At 50.6% G+C, this 15,151-nt stretch carries 18 protein-coding genes and 2 tRNA genes; 14 read left to right on the top strand and 6 right to left on the bottom strand.

What is annotated here, in order from left to right; all coding sequences use genetic code 11:
• Positions 1-110 precede the first annotated feature (110 nt).
• The 3 genes from MMG03_RS00350 to MMG03_RS00360 all read right to left on the bottom strand — a co-directional run bounded on the left by MMG03_RS00350 (position 111) and on the right by MMG03_RS00360 (position 1,192).
• A tRNA-Pro gene (locus MMG03_RS00350) sits at positions 111-184 on the bottom strand.
• Between the two features lie 79 nt (positions 185-263).
• Complete coding sequence (locus MMG03_RS00355; RefSeq protein ID WP_249505353.1) at positions 264-1,007, bottom strand: hypothetical protein; 744 nt, start codon at positions 1,005-1,007, stop codon at positions 264-266.
• A 20-nt stretch (positions 1,008-1,027) separates the two neighbouring features.
• Positions 1,028-1,192 carry a hypothetical protein gene (locus tag MMG03_RS00360; protein WP_158236565.1) on the bottom strand — a complete coding sequence of 55 codons (165 nt, stop codon included), beginning with the start codon at positions 1,190-1,192 and terminating at the stop codon, positions 1,028-1,030.
• A gap of 55 nt (positions 1,193-1,247) precedes the next feature.
• Between MMG03_RS00360 and MMG03_RS00365 the strand changes: the two genes are divergently transcribed.
• Positions 1,248-1,877, top strand: coding sequence for a CatB-related O-acetyltransferase (locus MMG03_RS00365; RefSeq protein WP_346348694.1), 630 nt, complete (start codon positions 1,248-1,250; stop codon positions 1,875-1,877).
• Entirely contained in the window at positions 1,874-2,719 is an 846-nt protein-coding gene (locus MMG03_RS00370) for an HAD family hydrolase (protein ID WP_249505355.1), read from the top strand. The genes MMG03_RS00365 and MMG03_RS00370 overlap by 4 nt, the downstream gene beginning before the upstream one ends.
• Positions 2,720-2,733: 14 nt before the next feature.
• Here the strand turns inward: MMG03_RS00370 and MMG03_RS00375 are convergent, their stop codons facing one another.
• Positions 2,734-3,357 (bottom strand): AgmX/PglI C-terminal domain-containing protein, encoded by a 624-nt coding sequence (locus MMG03_RS00375; protein ID WP_249505356.1) that lies wholly within the window; start codon positions 3,355-3,357, stop codon positions 2,734-2,736.
• 40 nt (positions 3,358-3,397) lie between these two features.
• Entirely contained in the window at positions 3,398-4,228 is an 831-nt protein-coding gene (locus tag MMG03_RS00380) for a hypothetical protein (RefSeq protein WP_249505357.1), read from the bottom strand.
• Positions 4,229-4,691: 463 nt separating this feature from the next.
• Between MMG03_RS00380 and miaB the strand changes: the two genes are divergently transcribed.
• The 9 genes from miaB (at position 4,692) to argS (ending at position 11,620) form a co-directional block, all read left to right on the top strand.
• Positions 4,692-6,014, top strand: a complete 1,323-nt coding sequence (miaB, locus tag MMG03_RS00385) for a tRNA (N6-isopentenyl adenosine(37)-C2)-methylthiotransferase MiaB (RefSeq protein ID WP_249505358.1) — start codon at positions 4,692-4,694, stop codon at positions 6,012-6,014.
• A 29-nt stretch (positions 6,015-6,043) separates the two neighbouring features.
• The gene (locus MMG03_RS00390) at positions 6,044-7,165 is read left to right on the top strand and encodes an SPOR domain-containing protein (RefSeq protein ID WP_249505359.1); all 1,122 of its coding nucleotides are present in this window, start codon (positions 6,044-6,046) and stop codon (positions 7,163-7,165) included.
• 77 nt (positions 7,166-7,242) lie between these two features.
• A tRNA-Leu gene (locus tag MMG03_RS00395) sits at positions 7,243-7,326 on the top strand.
• 64 nt (positions 7,327-7,390) lie between these two features.
• On the top strand, positions 7,391-8,053 hold the full coding sequence (locus MMG03_RS00400; RefSeq protein WP_249269360.1) for a hypothetical protein: 663 nt from the start codon (positions 7,391-7,393) through the stop codon (positions 8,051-8,053).
• Positions 8,054-8,062: 9 nt separating this feature from the next.
• Entirely contained in the window at positions 8,063-8,416 is a 354-nt protein-coding gene (gene panD, locus MMG03_RS00405) for an aspartate 1-decarboxylase (RefSeq protein WP_073155699.1), read from the top strand.
• Positions 8,417-8,531: 115 nt separating this feature from the next.
• Positions 8,532-9,101, top strand: coding sequence for a hypothetical protein (locus MMG03_RS00410; protein WP_249505360.1), 570 nt, complete (start codon positions 8,532-8,534; stop codon positions 9,099-9,101).
• 44 nt (positions 9,102-9,145) lie between these two features.
• Positions 9,146-9,511, top strand: coding sequence for a LytR C-terminal domain-containing protein (locus MMG03_RS00415; RefSeq protein WP_073155694.1), 366 nt, complete (start codon positions 9,146-9,148; stop codon positions 9,509-9,511).
• Positions 9,508-9,921 (top strand): ribosome silencing factor, encoded by a 414-nt coding sequence (rsfS, locus tag MMG03_RS00420; RefSeq protein ID WP_073155691.1) that lies wholly within the window; start codon positions 9,508-9,510, stop codon positions 9,919-9,921. The genes MMG03_RS00415 and rsfS overlap by 4 nt, the downstream gene beginning before the upstream one ends.
• Positions 9,908-11,620, top strand: a complete 1,713-nt coding sequence (gene argS / locus MMG03_RS00425; RefSeq protein ID WP_073155688.1) for an arginine--tRNA ligase — start codon at positions 9,908-9,910, stop codon at positions 11,618-11,620. Before rsfS ends, argS begins: the two co-directional genes overlap by 14 nt.
• A 116-nt stretch (positions 11,621-11,736) precedes the next feature.
• Here the strand turns inward: argS and MMG03_RS00430 are convergent, their stop codons facing one another.
• Positions 11,737-12,876, bottom strand: coding sequence for a fibrobacter succinogenes major paralogous domain-containing protein (locus MMG03_RS00430; RefSeq protein ID WP_073155685.1), 1,140 nt, complete (start codon positions 12,874-12,876; stop codon positions 11,737-11,739).
• Between the two features lie 177 nt (positions 12,877-13,053).
• On the opposite strand from MMG03_RS00430, the gene purU reads away from it, so the two are divergent.
• The 3 genes from purU to pyrE are packed head-to-tail and all read left to right on the top strand — an operon-like array spanning position 13,054 to position 15,102.
• On the top strand, positions 13,054-13,899 hold the full coding sequence (gene purU, locus MMG03_RS00435; RefSeq protein ID WP_073155683.1) for a formyltetrahydrofolate deformylase: 846 nt from the start codon (positions 13,054-13,056) through the stop codon (positions 13,897-13,899).
• Between the two features lie 9 nt (positions 13,900-13,908).
• The gene (locus tag MMG03_RS00440; protein WP_073155680.1) at positions 13,909-14,388 is read left to right on the top strand and encodes a hypothetical protein; all 480 of its coding nucleotides are present in this window, start codon (positions 13,909-13,911) and stop codon (positions 14,386-14,388) included.
• A 42-nt stretch (positions 14,389-14,430) separates the two neighbouring features.
• Positions 14,431-15,102: an orotate phosphoribosyltransferase gene (gene pyrE, locus MMG03_RS00445; RefSeq protein ID WP_073155678.1), complete on the top strand. Its 672-nt coding sequence runs from the start codon at positions 14,431-14,433 to the stop codon at positions 15,100-15,102.
• Positions 15,103-15,151 lie beyond the last annotated feature (49 nt).

The raw sequence follows: 15,151 nt of genomic DNA on the forward strand, positions 1-15,151 counted from the left end.
CAAAAGCCAAGGCCTTTTTCATTTGAACGCTGATTAGAACTTTTCTAAACGCCCATAATCGCACCAGGCACAAAAAAAGAAAAACCACAACTTTCGTTGTGGTTTTTCTATCGGGATGACTGAATTCGAATCAGCGACCTCTTGAACCCCATTCAAGCGCTCTACCAGGCTGAGCTACATCCCGAGGTCTCAATTAAGAGTGAACCAAAGGTAGTTAATATTTGAAAATTTGCAAGGCAATACGCCGAAAAAAGTTCAAATTTTTACTTCCAGAAGCCAACAACCAGCACTTCGGGGGTGGCCTTGGGGTATTTTTTGCTCTTAAAGCCCACAAATTTGCGGATACTCTGCTGCTTTTGTTCCCAACCTTCACGACTCAGACCCTTGGTAGTCAAGGTAATCTTGAGAGCGGGAATCTTACCGCCTTCGGACACCTTGCCGTTTTCATCCACCTTAACCTTCACGTTCTTGGTCTTGATGGAGAAATCCTTGGCGGCTTCATCTGAAAGGGTCAGATCCGGGCGAGCCTTCTTGTCGGTCTCCCACACGTAGAAGGACCATTCACGCTTCTCGCCGGCGGTATAGTAACCAGCGTCAAACATCTTTTCGCTAAAGAAGAAAGGAGCCTTAACGGTACCTTCCATAGCGGCAGTATAGGGTTTGCCATCGGTGCCCACCAGCACGACGGTGGGGCTAATAGGGCCTTCCATTTCAGAGAAGTCCATGTCGAATTCTACAACCACCGGTCCCTTATTGGCAATGGATGCCGGGAACTTGAAATTGGAGCAGCCATTCCCCTGGCACATTACATTTTCTAGTTTGATTTCCTTGCCGGAGACATTAGCCCCCTTCAAGACAAAATGCTTGACGTCGCCCTGGTTCACTTCACCGATAGGGTAAACGGCCGGGGTAAAGACAACAGGATCAATAGCAAATGCAGCGGTAGCAAGGGCCGAAGCAAAAATGGATGCGCCGATAATTGCGCGGGTATTAAAAAATTTCTTCATGGCATGAATATACAAACTTTTTACGTCTTGGTGTAAATAACCACAAAGCTTTTGTCTTTTACAATATCCTTGACCTGGTGATTCTCAAAATCCACCTGTTGACGGATGAAACGGCAGCAAACCTTTCCCACAAAACCTCGGGGATTTCCGAACTGGAAGGCTATATAATCTATGAATTTAGACATAAACCAAGCAGCTTTTGATGGATGCAAAAATAGTTTTTTATTTTTGATAGCTGATATGAATCCGAATCCAAACAATATTCATCCCATCGCCGGATACGATAAAGAAATCTACGTAAAACCCTCCATCAAAAATCCAAACATCATCGTTGGAGATTTTACTTATATAGCTGATTCTGAATTCGAAAGTCATGTCACCCATTTTTACCCCTGGAGCAAAGATAAGCTGATTATCGAAAAATTCTGCCAGATTGCAGCGGGTGTTGAGTTTGTCATGAACGACGCCAATCATCAAATGAACTCCGTGTCCACATACCCCTTCTACACTCTTGAAGGGTGGGACATGGCTCCGCCAAAGACAGAGGACATGCCCTTCAAGGGGAATACAGTCATCGGCAACGACGTTTGGATTGGTCAGAATGCGACAATCCTCCCGGGAACACAAATTGGGGATGGCGCAATCATCGGAGCTTGCAGTGTTGTTTCAGGAATCGTAGACCCCTACACCATTGTCGCAGGGAACCCAGCAAAACCCATCCGCAAACGTTTTGACGACGAACTCATCAACCTGATGCTAGAATGGAAATGGTGGGACAAATCCATTGAAGAAATCAATAGTTTGATACCCATTCTTACCAACAACAATCTCGGAATCGTCAAAGAAAAAATCAAAGAGCTTTTGAAATGACTAACAGCGAAGAACTGAAAGAATTATTGGCCCGCAAGGAACTGTTCATTTTCGACTTGGACGGCACCATGTTCAATTCATTGGGGGACTTGGCTCCCGCGGTGAATTACGCTTTGAAGCAGTTCGGCATTCAGGAAATTTCAATGGAAAATGTTCGCAGTTGCATCGGAAACGGATCTAGGAATTTGATTAAGAGGTCCGTCGCCTCGGGCATCATGTTCGGCGCAGGCAAAACCGCCGGCGAACCCATTGCAGGTAAGAGCAGCGCCGAACATTTGGACGTTCGCGACAAGGAAGCGGTAAATGCGATTTTAGAAGGCGCAGGTTTTGACGAAGCTAAAATCGATGAAGTGCTGAAAGTTTACTCCGCTTATTACTGGGATCACTGTACCATCGATACGGAACCCTACGAAGGTGTGCTTGAATTTATAGACTGGATTTGTAGCAGCGAAAGTCGCGGCGAAGGTAAGAAAATCGCCGCCATGCTAACCAACAAGCCTGTGGCACCTGCAAAGAAAATCCTGGAAAAGTTTGGATTGATTGGGAACGGGGATTCCGTGCAGGGGGACGCCGCGGACAAAATTGTCACTTACCTCTGCGGAGACACCACACCGGAACGCAAGCCCGGCCCCGGCGGCATTTACGCGATTTTGGAGAAGTTGGGCGTCGCCCCGGAAAAAGCCATAATGATCGGGGACGACACTCCCGATGTAATGGCCGCCAAGAACGCCGGCATCGACAGCATTATTTGCCTGGAAGGTTTCGGCCGTCCCGAAAATCTTTTGCCCCTGGAGCCCCGCTATACCATTAGGCACATCAAGGACTTGCTGAAGCTGGTATAATAGGACGCTCAGCCCTATTTATCCGACGATTCCGAAAATTCAAACGGAACGGTCACAGAGGTGATTCCGTCGGATTTTTCAAATTTCCAACGACTTACAGCCATCTTTATTTCTGCGTCAAAATCGTCATAACCAGTGGTTGATGATTTTACGACAGCATTGGTTATCGAGCCGTCAGGAGCAATGGTCAGCTGCAACACCAAGCGGCCTTCAAATCCAGGCTTCTTTTTTAAGAACTTATTGTAGATATGGCGAAGACCTTGTGTTCGTGGACATACAATTTTAGATAGTTGCTCACCAGAAAGAGATCCCTCAAATTTAAGATCCCGTTCAGTCAATTTCTTCACTAGCCCTTTCGCTTTTGATTCGCCAATCGGTGTATGACAACCATAAAGACAATCCCCAACAACAGGCATCGTTCCGTAGAGAACGGTAGTTCCCTGGACAACAATACTTTCTTGTTTTGGAAGATACTTGGAATCCTTGATTTCTTTTTTCAGCAAGGAGCTAGAAGAAATGTCCCTTGCAGGCTCCTCCTTTACAGATTCTCTCTTCTCAGCATTGTCGCAACCTGCCCACAGGGCGGCTGCAGTCATAAGGGCAAAACGGCCTAAGCATTTGTAGAAGAAACGGGCCATGTCCATAATATAAGAAAGCTCGGACGACGAGAGCCGCGGTCTACCGCAAAAAGGTTTTTACAAGGGCTTCCACTTCCTTACGATCCAGCGGGATGCCATCACATTCCATGGTCAGAATCAGATTCTTGCCAGGGATAAAATCGTTCTTGCTGTAGGTGCGCAATTTCATCACCGTTTTCATCGAGTAGTCCGAATCATCCATACGTCCTAAATGCTCCCACAAAAACTCCTGACGAGTCCGGAGATTCACGCAGGTGAAATCGGGATAGACCGGAATCAGCTTGCCGCCCGCGGCCTTCATTTGCTGAGGGAGCTCGTACTTGTAAGGAATGTTGTTTTTCGCCAGGATGTCTGCAATAATCATCTCAGACTTGGAGCGGACTCGTTCCCCGCGGCTGGTGAGAAATTCAGGTTCCCCTTCACGAAATGATTTGCACTTGTATGATTGGGCAAGCCAGCGGGCCGCATAATCCTCATCGGATAGCGTTACCGGAGAGATATAACCGCGACGCAATTCTCCGCGGGATCCGAATAATTCCCGCACCATAGAAGGATTATACTTCTTTATGAAATTATCTATCAGTTTTAGCTGGTATTGCAGTTCCGCTAAAACCGTCTGATCGTATTCCTTCTGAATAAGCGCCTTGATGAATTTTTGCTCCGAAACGGGAATGTACTTACCGGCAGGTTTTGCTGAACTTGTCACATGATAGCAGTGAATGTTCCCGCCACGACGAATCAGTTTGATTCGCCCCGCTGGCGCCTTACTTAAAGAGCGCATCTTTTCTTCTATAATAAAGAGCAGTTCTTCTGCACGTTTCTGGACTGACGCCAGAATTGTATCTGGCGGTAAAAGTTCCAAAGTCTTCATAAATACCTTTGGTTATGGGCCATATACAAAATAGTGCGCACTCACGCACAGAACGAATTTACAAAAATCGCCTTGTAAAAACAGCTTTTTCACGGTTGCAAAATGAGTTTTCGATGATTTTTGGACTCCAAATAGTCAGTTAGTAGGCAAATGGAGCCCATAAAATTACTTTGTCTATAGTAGATTTTGTGTTATGGGTATTTATATAGACTCCAAATAAACAATATTGGTCATATTGGAGTCCAATGTCCGGCCTACAGTTTACTCAACCGCCCCATTTTCAACTAATTTATTCAAAATCATGGACTCCAAATCACCACTTTCCCTCCCAATGGAGCCCATTTTTCGGGAAAACACCTCATCCTCCGCAGAAAAGTCCCTCGCAAGCACCCCGCGCAGCAGCCCACACACTGAATTTTTCTATCTTACCCGCCGTTAAAACCATAAGCAGACTGCAATCCTCATGAAGAAATATTACTTGGCCACTTACGGCTGCCAGATGAACGAATATGACTCGGCCCTCATTGCCCAGAAACTGGACATGGAAGGCTGTATGGAAACCGGCGACATTACCGAAGCCGATTTCATTATCGTCAACACCTGCTCCGTACGCGAAAAGGCAGAGGACACCGCATTCGCCAACATCAGCAAGTACCGCAAGCTGAAGAAAGCTAACCCGGACTTGAAGGTGGTGGTTTGCGGTTGCATGGCCAAGAACCGCGGTCCGGAAATTCTCAAGCGACTGAAGGTGGTGAACTACGTCGTAGGTCCGGACCAGTACAAGAATATTCCCGAGTTGCTGCTGGCAGGCCCCGATAGCCCGCTGCACAAGACTCACCACCGCATGTTCCTGGACGAAGACATCACCCAGAACTACGTCGGCGATTACGCCAAGGTGAAGCACGATTTTAGCACCTTCGTTACCATCCAGCGTGGATGCAACAAGCGCTGCAGCTACTGCATTGTACCCTACCTCCGCGGCCCCGAAAAGTACCGCGACATGGATGACGTCTTGACAGAAGTTCAGAAGGCCGCAGACAAGGGCATTACGGAAGTCATGCTTTTGGGCCAGACGGTAAACGCCTACAAGAACGGCGACAACAATTTTGCAGACCTGCTTACCCGCGTGTCCGAGATTGGCGGCATCCAGCGAATCCGCTTTACCAGCCCCCATCCTCGTCACTACACCAACGAGCTCATCGATGTTCTGCTGAACAACCCCAAGGTTTGCCATTACGCCCACATTCCTATCCAGAGCGGTAGCGACGCCATGTTAAAGAAGATGCGCCGCCAGCACAACATGGAACAGTACATGAGCGTTATCGAGCAGCTCCGCAGCAAGGACCCGCTGTACGGTATTTCCACCGACGTGATCTGCGGCTTCGTTGGCGAAACCGACACCGACTTCGAAGACACCATGAAAGCCTTTGAAGCCTGCCAGTTCGACAACGCCTTCATGTTCATCTACAGTCCGCGAAAGGGTACCGAATCCTACAAGGAAACGGAAACTCTGACCGCCGAAGAAAAATTGGCACGTCACACCCGCCTGGTAGCCTTGCAGAATGAGATTACCGCCAAGCGTAACCAGCTCATGATCGGCCGCACCGAAACCCTCCTTGTGGAAGGCAGTTCCAGCCGCGACGAAAATGAACTGATGGGCAAGACCGACAACTTCAAGAAGGTCATCTTCAAGCCCACCCGCATCGTGAAGCCCGGCGACTACGTGAAGGTGAAAATTGACGACATGAAGGGCTGGACCCTTCGCGGCACCTTGTTGGACGATTAAGATTTTATTGGACTAAAAAAGGCATCAGGATGAATTACATTAGCAAGCATTTAACCCTAGCAGCAATTCTTTTATCCGCAATTAGCGTTAGCGCACAGGACGCAGCAACAGCCCTGGCAAACGCACAGAAGTCCTATGTTTCCGGCAACTGGAAAGAAGCGGCAAGCGCCTACGAAAAGGCATGCCCCATGCAGCCCAAGGAAAAGCAGGCAGAATGCCTTTTGTGGAACATCCTCGCCCTTTCTCAAACCGGCGATGCAGCCTCTTTCAAGAAGGCAGGCAAGCGCCTTGATAGTCTGGTCCAGAAGGTTAGCCCCCAGGAATCCCTGTACGCGGACCTGATGATGACCAGCGCCCAGTTCCGCCTTTACCTGGGCAAGTACGAGTTGGCCGCCCAGGACCTGATCCACGCCATCGAGACATCCAAGCCCCACCACAACGTGGTACTCCAGAAGGTTTGTACCGCAGTAAAGGCAAAGAGCAGCAACGAAGACTTGAAGGAACGTTGCGAACTGCTGAAGAATCCTGATTCCCTGGCCGCCATGCAGAAGGCAAAGACTGAAGCCGCCGAAGCACCCGCACAGGCACAACCCGCCACAACAGCACCTGCCGTTCCAGCACAGGCTGCAGCACCTGCCCCGACGCAAGCCACCGCCCCTGTACAAGCTGCGGCTCCTGCACAGCCGACCACCCAGCCTGCGGCGCAACCCGCTCCGGCAACTCAGACTGCAGAAGTAAAACCCGCGGCAGAAAGTCCGAAGCCTGCAGAAGCTCCTAAACCCGCAGTGGAAGCAACCAAGCCCGCAGCACCTGTTGCCGCCCAGCCGGCACCTGCAGTTCAAGCAAGCGCTCCGGCTGTAGCCCCCGCAGCAACTCCAACACCCGCTGCAGCCCCGGCAGCCGACAAGCCTTCCGAAGAATACTGGATCCTCCAGTTGGGCGCCTACAGCGTAAAGGCCTATGCGGACTTGATGGTGAACAACCTGAAAAAGCAGAAAATTGCCTGCACTATCGTGGAGCAGCCCCGCGGCGAAAAGATCCTGTACCTGGTGCATACAGGTCACTTTGCGACAAAGGAAGCGGCCATTGACTTCGCCGCAGACAAACTGGTAAAGCAGAAAATCGAGTACCAGCCCCTTTTGAGAAAATAATTTTACATAAAATCGCGGTTTTTTAGCTTTTCTGCCTCCCAAAAAAAGAAAAGTGTTCTATATTTGTTATACCCCTAGCCGGGGTGGTGAAATTGGTAGACGCGCCGGACTCAAAATCCGGTACTCGCGAGAGTGTGAGGGTTCGATTCCCTCCCCCGGCATTAAATTCGAGTGAATGGGCTAAGAAAGGATTGGAAAATGTCAAAATTGTGTAAAATTGCAAGTATGCTGCTTCTCTGCGGAGGACTTGTTTTTGCACAGTCCGACGACGAAGAATCCTACTCTTATGGCTCCGATGACACCGAAGAAGTCGGTGAAGCAACCGCATCCAGCGATGAATGGGCTGGTTTTAATTACGAAGAAATTGGTCTCACCCAGTGGGAATTCCAGCAGGCTAAGAAAGAAGGCCTGTCTCGCGATAAGCTGACCCACCTGGTTGAAACTGGCGTTCGCCCCTCAGAATACCTCCAGAAGCCGTGGGAAAAGCTGGGCGTTTCCGAAGAAGAATGGCTGAACCAGCGTACTGGTGGCATGGAAGATGCAGATATCGACCGTTCCTACCGCAATCACTCTGGCGATCAGCAGTATGCTTACCTCTCCCTCCTGCTCCCGTCCCTGTACCAGTGGAAGACCGATCAGTCTATGAAGGCCATCTGGATGGACGCTCTCGAAGTAGTTGGCATTGGTGTTACCGTTTATCTTGCAGCTGATGGCGCTTCTGACTGGTGGTATGGCTTGCTGGCTGTCGCCGGCGCACACATCTGGTCTTTCGCAGACGCATTCTTCAGCACTCAATGGGAAAACAATCCCGACGCAAACCGTTTCAGCTATGGAATCCTCCCCACTCCGGATCAGGGTGTTGTAGGTTTCTTCGGCGTAAAGTTCTAAGCGCTTAAAATGCAGCTAGAATTACTCAAAAGCAAAATTCATCGCGCAACAGTTACCGATGCCAACCTCAATTACGAAGGTTCCATCACTATTGCCCGCGACTTGATGGATGCTGCAGGAATCCTCCCTTTCGAAAAAGTCGGCGTTCTTGACGTGAACAACGGTTCCCGTCTGGATACTTATGTCATTGAAGGCCCCGCCAAGTCTGGCGTGATTTGCCTGAACGGCGCCGCCGCCCGACTGGTTCAGCCAGGCGACCTGGTGATTATCGTCGCCTACGCCACCATGAGCCCTGAAGAAGCAAAGAGCTGGACTCCCACCGTGGTTCACGTGAACGAAAAGAACGAAATCGTCCAGAAGTAATTTCTTTCTTTTTACCATATGACTGTGAGCACTCGCCTTGGCGGGTGCTTTTCTGCTTATATAAAAACCAAGATAAAAACCAAGCCTCCCCTCCAAGCTTTTCTATATTCTGGATGTGGGTATCCTAACCGCCATTGTCGCGAGCCAGCTCGCCTTATCGTCCGCAGCAAGTTCGCCAGTGGAGGTTTCCAGGGATACCATCGTGGACACCGTCTATGTGGAAGAATTGCCCGTGGAGGCCTCACGAAGCGGCATCCCCTGGAATCGGGAACGTTTCGACCGTGACCGTCTGCTCCGCCATTCCTCGCTGGATCCGGCCCTGTCTGTGGGCTACAGCTACTCCGTCAGCTTCGTGGGCGGCAGCTTCGGCAGTTTCGCCCAGCAGACCTACATGGCCCACCTGGCATACGAATTCACCCCGGATCTGCACCTTTACGCCGACCTTGGCCTTTGGATGCCGCTATACAGCAATTTGCGTTTCGGGATGCCCATCGCCAAGGAAGATTTGCGTCAGGGAAAGGTGGATTTCATCCTTCCCGACGTGGCCCTGGAGTATAAACCCAGCGAAAATACCCGCGTCCGCCTGATGCTGGTAAACGAAAACGATGCAGTTAAGGCTTATGGGCCTCACAGATACTACGACGGTCCCTGCTCCCCCTGGAGAAATTCTATTTTTTGTCACTGATGCGATTATCACTGGCAAGAATACCTTTTTGTCTCATTGCGTGTTTGGCAATTTTCGGGTGCAAGGAAGAAGTTGAAGCCCCGAAAGTTCAGGAAGTCCGCTCTTACAAGGGCGACGTAGAAGTCCTGAACAGCTGTGGTATGCAGGGTGCTGCTGCCTCCATGAGAAATTACCTGAGACAGAATGGTTTTGACGTGGTCAGTTCCCGCAATGACCGGTTGCAGAATTACGACGAGACGATCATCGTGCTGCGAAATCCGGAATGGGAAGGTGCGCAGGCATTGGCCAGGGCGCTCAAGACCGACAACGTGCTGGTTGTGGCAAGTAAGCGAGCCGTGGTAGACGCAGCGGTATATATCGGAAAAGACTTTAAACAAATCATCGAACCCGAAGAGGGAAATACAAAATGACAACAAGAAATGACCTGCCGGAATCCATCCAGCTGGGAGCAAGCATTCTTTTTGAACTGCGCGCCCAGAACGTGCAACTTATCGACCTTCGCGGCATCAAGGACGTAACCGACTTTTTCCTGGTTGCTACTTGCGAAAGCGAAGCCCAGATGCAGGCTATCCTCAATGAACTCCACAAGGAATTCAAGGCCAACAAGCTTTCATCCCTTGGTGTGGAATACAAGGAAGGTGTTCGCTGGGCCGTATTCGACGCAGGCCTGGACCTGATGGTACACCTGTTCGAAGAAGAAAAGCGCGCCGAAATTTCTTTGGACCGTCTGTATGCCGACGGCAAGATTGAAGAACTGAATGAAGCCGACTTCGTTCGCGAAGCCACCAAGAAGTCTGGAGACGACAATGAACTCGTTTGAGCAAGAAATTGCAAACGCCCTGGCAGCCACCGGCGCATTCGAAGCCGACGCCGCCCTGAAGCTTATCTCTGTGCCGCCTGATACCACCCACGGCAACTTCACCCTTCCCTGTTTCTCGCTGGCAAAGACCATGCGCAAGGCTCCGAAGATTATCGCCGAAGAATTGGCTGGTCAGGTAAAGCTGCCCGCCGGCCTTTCCAAGGTGGAAGCCGTGAACGGTTACCTGAACTTCTTTATCGACCGCAACTTCCTGGCAAAGTCCACTCTCGAAGCTATCGCCGAAAAGGGTCTCGCCTACGGCCACCAGGAATCCAACGGCAAGGTCGTGTGCATTGACTTCAGCTCCCCCAACATCGGTAAGGAACTGGCTTTCCACCACCTCCGTTCCACCATGATCGGTAACTCCCTGAGCCGTATTTACAAGGCCGCCGGTTACAAGGTCGAACGAATCAACCACCTGGGCGACTGGGGTACCGCATTCGGCAAGCTGATCGTGATGTACCTCCGCGAAAATCGTCCCACCGACCAGGCCACCCTGGATTCCCTGACAGTCAAGGAATTGAACATCCTTTATGCTGCCTTCTCCAAGGCATGCAAGGAAGAGCCGGGTCTCGAAGACGAAGCACGCGCCGCATTTACCAAGCTGGAACAGGGCGATGAATTCTACCGCACCCTGTGGTCTGCCTTTAAGGCCGCAACCCTGAAGGAACTGATGCGCATCTACGACATGATGGGCGTCGGCTTTGACCATTACACTGGCGAATCCTTCTTCGAAGACAAGATTCCCGCGATCCTCGACGAACTCCGCGAAAAGAACCTGATGATCAAGAGCCAGGATCTGGACGTGGTGATGCTGGACGAATTCGACCTGAATCCCTGCCTGATCCGCAAGAGCGACGGTTCTACCTTGTACGCAACCCGCGACTTGGCCGCAGCCGACTACCGCATGAAGGAATACAACTTCGACAAGTGCCTCTATGTGGTCGACCTGGGCCAGGCCCTGCACTTCAAGCAGGTATTCCATGTTCTTAAGAAGATGGGCCGCGAATGGTACACCAATATGTACCACATTCCCTTTGGCGTGATCCTCCAGCTGGTGGACGGCAAGTGGGAAAAGGGTAAGACTCGTACAGGTACCGCAAGCCTTTTGCGTGACGTCATTGAAGCCGCACAGAAGAAGATTCTTGAATTCATCGACGCCAAGAATCCGGAACTGGAAAACAAGGAACTGATTGCCCGCCAGATCGGTATTTCCGCACTGACCTTCAACGACCTGAAGAACAGCCGCGTGAAGGACGTCCGTTTTGATTGGGATGCCGTCATGAGCTTTGAAGGCGACACTGGTCCTTATGTCCAGAACGCACACGTCCGTCTCTGCAGCATCATGCGCAAGGCCGGCTACACCGTTCCCGTTTCCGACGTGAACTACGACCAGCTGGCAGACGATGCCGCCTATAGCTTGATCAACCTTCTTTCCAAGAAGGCCGACAAGATTCTCGGCGCTGTCGCCGCTGACGAACCCAGCGTTCTCGCCCAGTATGCATTGGAAATCGCAGAAGCCGCACACAAGTTCATCCACGAAGACCGAGTTCTCGGCAGCGCCGAAGAAAAGTCCCGTCTGTTCCTGGTGCAGTCCACCCAGATCGTCCTGGAAAACGTCCTGGACCTCCTGGGCCTCTTCCCGATTCGCTCCATGTAATACAGAAGCCGCAGCCAAAACCTGCGGCACCTTCAACAAAAAAGAACCGCGATCAAAACCGCGGTTCTTTTTTTATTCGCAACAACGGCTCATCGCTCGTTGTTCAAAACTCAATACTAGTTTCCGTTGATGCAGCGGACAGAGTAGGCGTTGGTCTTGCTGGGAACCAGCTGACGGACCATCTGGTCACTCATGCGGCCCATAGCCCAAATCCAGATGGTTTCGTTACGACCATTCTGAGCAGACCAGAAACCGGCGTATTCACCCATGTCTTCGTAACGAACGGTAGACTTACCAATCATCTTACGGTAACCGGAAGAGAATACGGAGAAGCCATATTCATCGGTACCGCCACCGCCCTGCCAGCCAGTGGTAGCTTTCATCTTCTTGGCAAAAGCTTCGCACTTGTCAACACCATCATAGCAGTGGGTAAGGCCAGTAATCATGTCCTGCCATTCGCGGTCACGGGGCAGATGCCAGCCCTCGGGGCAAGCCTTACGAGCGCCTTCCAGATCGTAGAGGCGGCCACCACGCATGCAGTAGGATTCCTTATCTTCGTAGCACCAGGAATGACCATCTACGTTGAAGTTCACGTTCTGGGCAAACCATTCACGGCCTTCCACCTTAATGGTACGATAAACCTGACCATCGCGGGGGTCGGTAAACATACCAGAAACTTCGCGGAGGGAAGCACGCTTTTCCTGTTCGGCCAGGCGGAATTCAGCCACCTTTTCGCGGCGGTACTTTTCGCGGCCTTCCAGTTCCTTCTTCCAGGCTTCCTGGGCAGCTTCGTTGGTAAACTTGATGCGAAGATCGGACACGGCAAACAGCTCATTGCCGCAAGCCAGATCCACACCGGCAATATTGATAATCTGTTCTACTTCAGACTTTTCCTTACCTTTGCCAGTTACAAAAGTACGAGGCTTGTTGAAATAGGAAATCCAGGCTTCCTTGGTTTCGCCGCAGACTTCATAGAAATTTTCTTTTTCAATTTTATCTGCAACGACAGTCAGATTACCGGCTACAGAGAATGCGAACGGACCTTCTTCAACCTTGAAGGACACCGGCTGCACAGCCTTGTAATGGGTGTACTTGCCAAAGCGGATATCGCCTTCGATTTTTGCAGAAGTGTAATCACCTTCGTTTTCTGCGTTGTAAATAGCGTCCCAAGTCTTGGGAGGAATTGCAAAAGAGCAGACTGCAGCCATGCCAAATGCCATAAAGACAGCGCTCTTGATCATGCGATTGAAATTCATTGTTCCTTCTTTTCCAAAAGAGATTTGTGATATAATTATAGCATTTTTCGGTACACTTTCAAACCATCTTTTTATAAACTAAAATCAACAAGGACCCAAAATAAACAACGGCCTAAAAGGGCCTGTTTTTTGTAAACAAAACAATAAAGTCAACAGGGATTTTTTAACTTTTTATCCATGGCTATCACACGTTACATTTTACAAATTCATTGCCCTGACCAAAAGGGCCTTATTGCCGGCACCACGCAAGTTCTTGCCAAGGCCGGTGCAAACATCATCGATCTCCAGCAGCATACCGCCAAGGACATCGAAACGTTCTTCCTCCGTGCAGTTTTCGAAGCAGATTCAGAAAATATTGAAGAAGTCCGCAAGCATCTGGAAACCTTGGAAGGTCACCTCCAGCTGAACTGGAAACTTTTCGACACCACCAAGGTGGAACGCGTCGCTATTTTCGTTTCCAAGACAGACCACTGCCTTTACGACCTGCTCCTGAAGCACCGCGACGGTGATCTCCCCTGCGAATTCAGCTGTATCGTAGGCAACCACACTGACTTGGCAGCTGTAGGCGGCTCCTTCGGCGTGCCTTTCTACTATGTTCCGTCTAATCCCGACAAGAACATTCCGGAAAACCGTTTCCGCGAAATTATCGAAGAAACCAAGACCGACACCGTGGTGCTCGCCCGCTACATGCAGATTCTTTCTGCCGCCTTTACCGAAGAATTCAAGTACCGCATCATCAACATCCACCACGGCTTCCTGCCCGCATTCAAGGGTGCCAAGCCCTACCATCAGGCATGGAACAAGGGTGTGAAGATTATCGGTGCCACCGCCCACTTCGCAACCGAAGACCTGGACCAGGGCCCCATTATCGCCCAGGACATCCAGCGCGTGCCCGAAACCGCCAGCATCAATGAACTGGTGGAACTGGGTAAGGATATCGAAAAGCGCACCCTGTCCCAGGCCCTGAAGCTCTGGCTGGAACATCGCGTATTCGTTTATAACGGCCGTACCTTTATTCTCTAAGGAGGAATTATGTCCGAAGAACAGAACAATCAGGAAGTTGAAAATCAGGAAGCCGAAATCCAGGCCGCAACTGCTCCCGTGGAACCGGTTGCCGAACCTGTTGCAGAACCGACTTACGACCCCTCCATGACACAACCTCAGGTCATCGTCCAGAGGGAACGCGGATTTTCCCACTATGTGGGTTTCGCCCTGTTGTGCGTCCTGTGCATCCTCTTCTACTTCGCACCGGGCATCGCCCTCACCTATGTCATCAACATGATTCCCGGCGTAAGCCTGGGCGCCATGGCCGCATGGGTTTTCAGCGCCGTGCTGAGCGTTGTAGTCTGGTTGATCTTCAAGCTTAAGATTAAGGGTTTCAAGAAATCCTTCTACGTTTATATCGGAGTCTGCGTGCTGGTGGTAGCCATCCTGATTGCCGCAGAAATCCTGACCGAACAGACTGGCGTCTTTGCAAATATCGCCGCCATGCTGACCGGGGCAAACGCATAGAACCCAAATTTTGTATATCCATAAAAAACAGCGAGTTTTAAAATGACAAAGACTGATGCATTCGTCCATTTTCTGGTAGAATCCGGCGCCCTCAAGTTCGGCGACTTCGTAACCAAGAGCGGCCGTAACACCCCGTATTTCATCAACACTGGAGAATTCCGTACCGGCGCATCCCTTTCCAAGCTGGCAGAATTCTACGCCGCCGCTTTCGTCGAACATTTTGACGGCAAGGCAACCAACCTCTATGGTCCCGCCTACAAGGGCATCCCCCTGTGCGCAGCTACCGCCATGAAACTTTCCGACGTGTACGCCAAGAACCTGACCTTCACCTACAACCGTAAGGAAGTGAAGGACCACGGTGAAGGCGGCTCCCTGGTAGGCTACAAGTATGCTGAAAAGACCAACGTGGTCATCATCGAAGACGTGATTACCGCAGGTACCTCCGTTAACGAAACCCTCCAGATCCTCAAGAACATCGAAAACGCCAACGTGATCGGCCTCCTGATTTCTGTGGACCGCAAGGAAAAGTTGGACAACGGCAAGTCTGCCCTGCAGACCGTTCAGGAAGAATACGGAATTGAAGCTCACTCCATCGTGAACATCAACGACATCATCGCCTTCCTGGAAAAGGAAGAAAACCGCAAGGCCATCAACGCTCCGGAAGGCATCCTGGAAAAGGTTTACGCCTACCGTGAACAGTGGGGCGCTGTTTAGGATAAAGGTTAAAGAATGAAGGTTAAAGGAGAAAGATTTTCTTTACACT

Origin of the sequence: Fibrobacter sp. HC4, assembly GCF_023373925.1 — a bacterium.
Lineage (GTDB): Bacteria > Fibrobacterota > Fibrobacteria > Fibrobacterales > Fibrobacteraceae > Fibrobacter.

Excerpts from the sequence above, each read along its gene's own strand:
- MMG03_RS00355 (WP_249505353.1), bottom strand. The coding sequence starts at position 1,007 with ATGAAGAAATTTTTTAATACCCGCGCAATTATCGGCGCATCCATTTTT.
- MMG03_RS00360 (WP_158236565.1), bottom strand. The coding sequence starts at position 1,192 with ATGTCTAAATTCATAGATTATATAGCCTTCCAGTTCGGAAATCCCCGA.
- MMG03_RS00365 (WP_346348694.1), top strand. The coding sequence starts at position 1,248 with ATGAATCCGAATCCAAACAATATTCATCCCATCGCCGGATACGATAAA.
- MMG03_RS00370 (WP_249505355.1), top strand. The coding sequence starts at position 1,874 with ATGACTAACAGCGAAGAACTGAAAGAATTATTGGCCCGCAAGGAACTG.
- MMG03_RS00375 (WP_249505356.1), bottom strand. The coding sequence starts at position 3,357 with ATGGCCCGTTTCTTCTACAAATGCTTAGGCCGTTTTGCCCTTATGACT.
- MMG03_RS00380 (WP_249505357.1), bottom strand. The coding sequence starts at position 4,228 with ATGAAGACTTTGGAACTTTTACCGCCAGATACAATTCTGGCGTCAGTC.
- miaB (WP_249505358.1), top strand. The coding sequence starts at position 4,692 with ATGAAGAAATATTACTTGGCCACTTACGGCTGCCAGATGAACGAATAT.
- MMG03_RS00390 (WP_249505359.1), top strand. The coding sequence starts at position 6,044 with ATGAATTACATTAGCAAGCATTTAACCCTAGCAGCAATTCTTTTATCC.
- MMG03_RS00400 (WP_249269360.1), top strand. The coding sequence starts at position 7,391 with ATGCTGCTTCTCTGCGGAGGACTTGTTTTTGCACAGTCCGACGACGAA.
- panD (WP_073155699.1), top strand. The coding sequence starts at position 8,063 with ATGCAGCTAGAATTACTCAAAAGCAAAATTCATCGCGCAACAGTTACC.
- rsfS (WP_073155691.1), top strand. The coding sequence starts at position 9,508 with ATGACAACAAGAAATGACCTGCCGGAATCCATCCAGCTGGGAGCAAGC.
- argS (WP_073155688.1), top strand. The coding sequence starts at position 9,908 with ATGAACTCGTTTGAGCAAGAAATTGCAAACGCCCTGGCAGCCACCGGC.
- MMG03_RS00430 (WP_073155685.1), bottom strand. The coding sequence starts at position 12,876 with ATGAATTTCAATCGCATGATCAAGAGCGCTGTCTTTATGGCATTTGGC.
- purU (WP_073155683.1), top strand. The coding sequence starts at position 13,054 with ATGGCTATCACACGTTACATTTTACAAATTCATTGCCCTGACCAAAAG.
- MMG03_RS00440 (WP_073155680.1), top strand. The coding sequence starts at position 13,909 with ATGTCCGAAGAACAGAACAATCAGGAAGTTGAAAATCAGGAAGCCGAA.
- pyrE (WP_073155678.1), top strand. The coding sequence starts at position 14,431 with ATGACAAAGACTGATGCATTCGTCCATTTTCTGGTAGAATCCGGCGCC.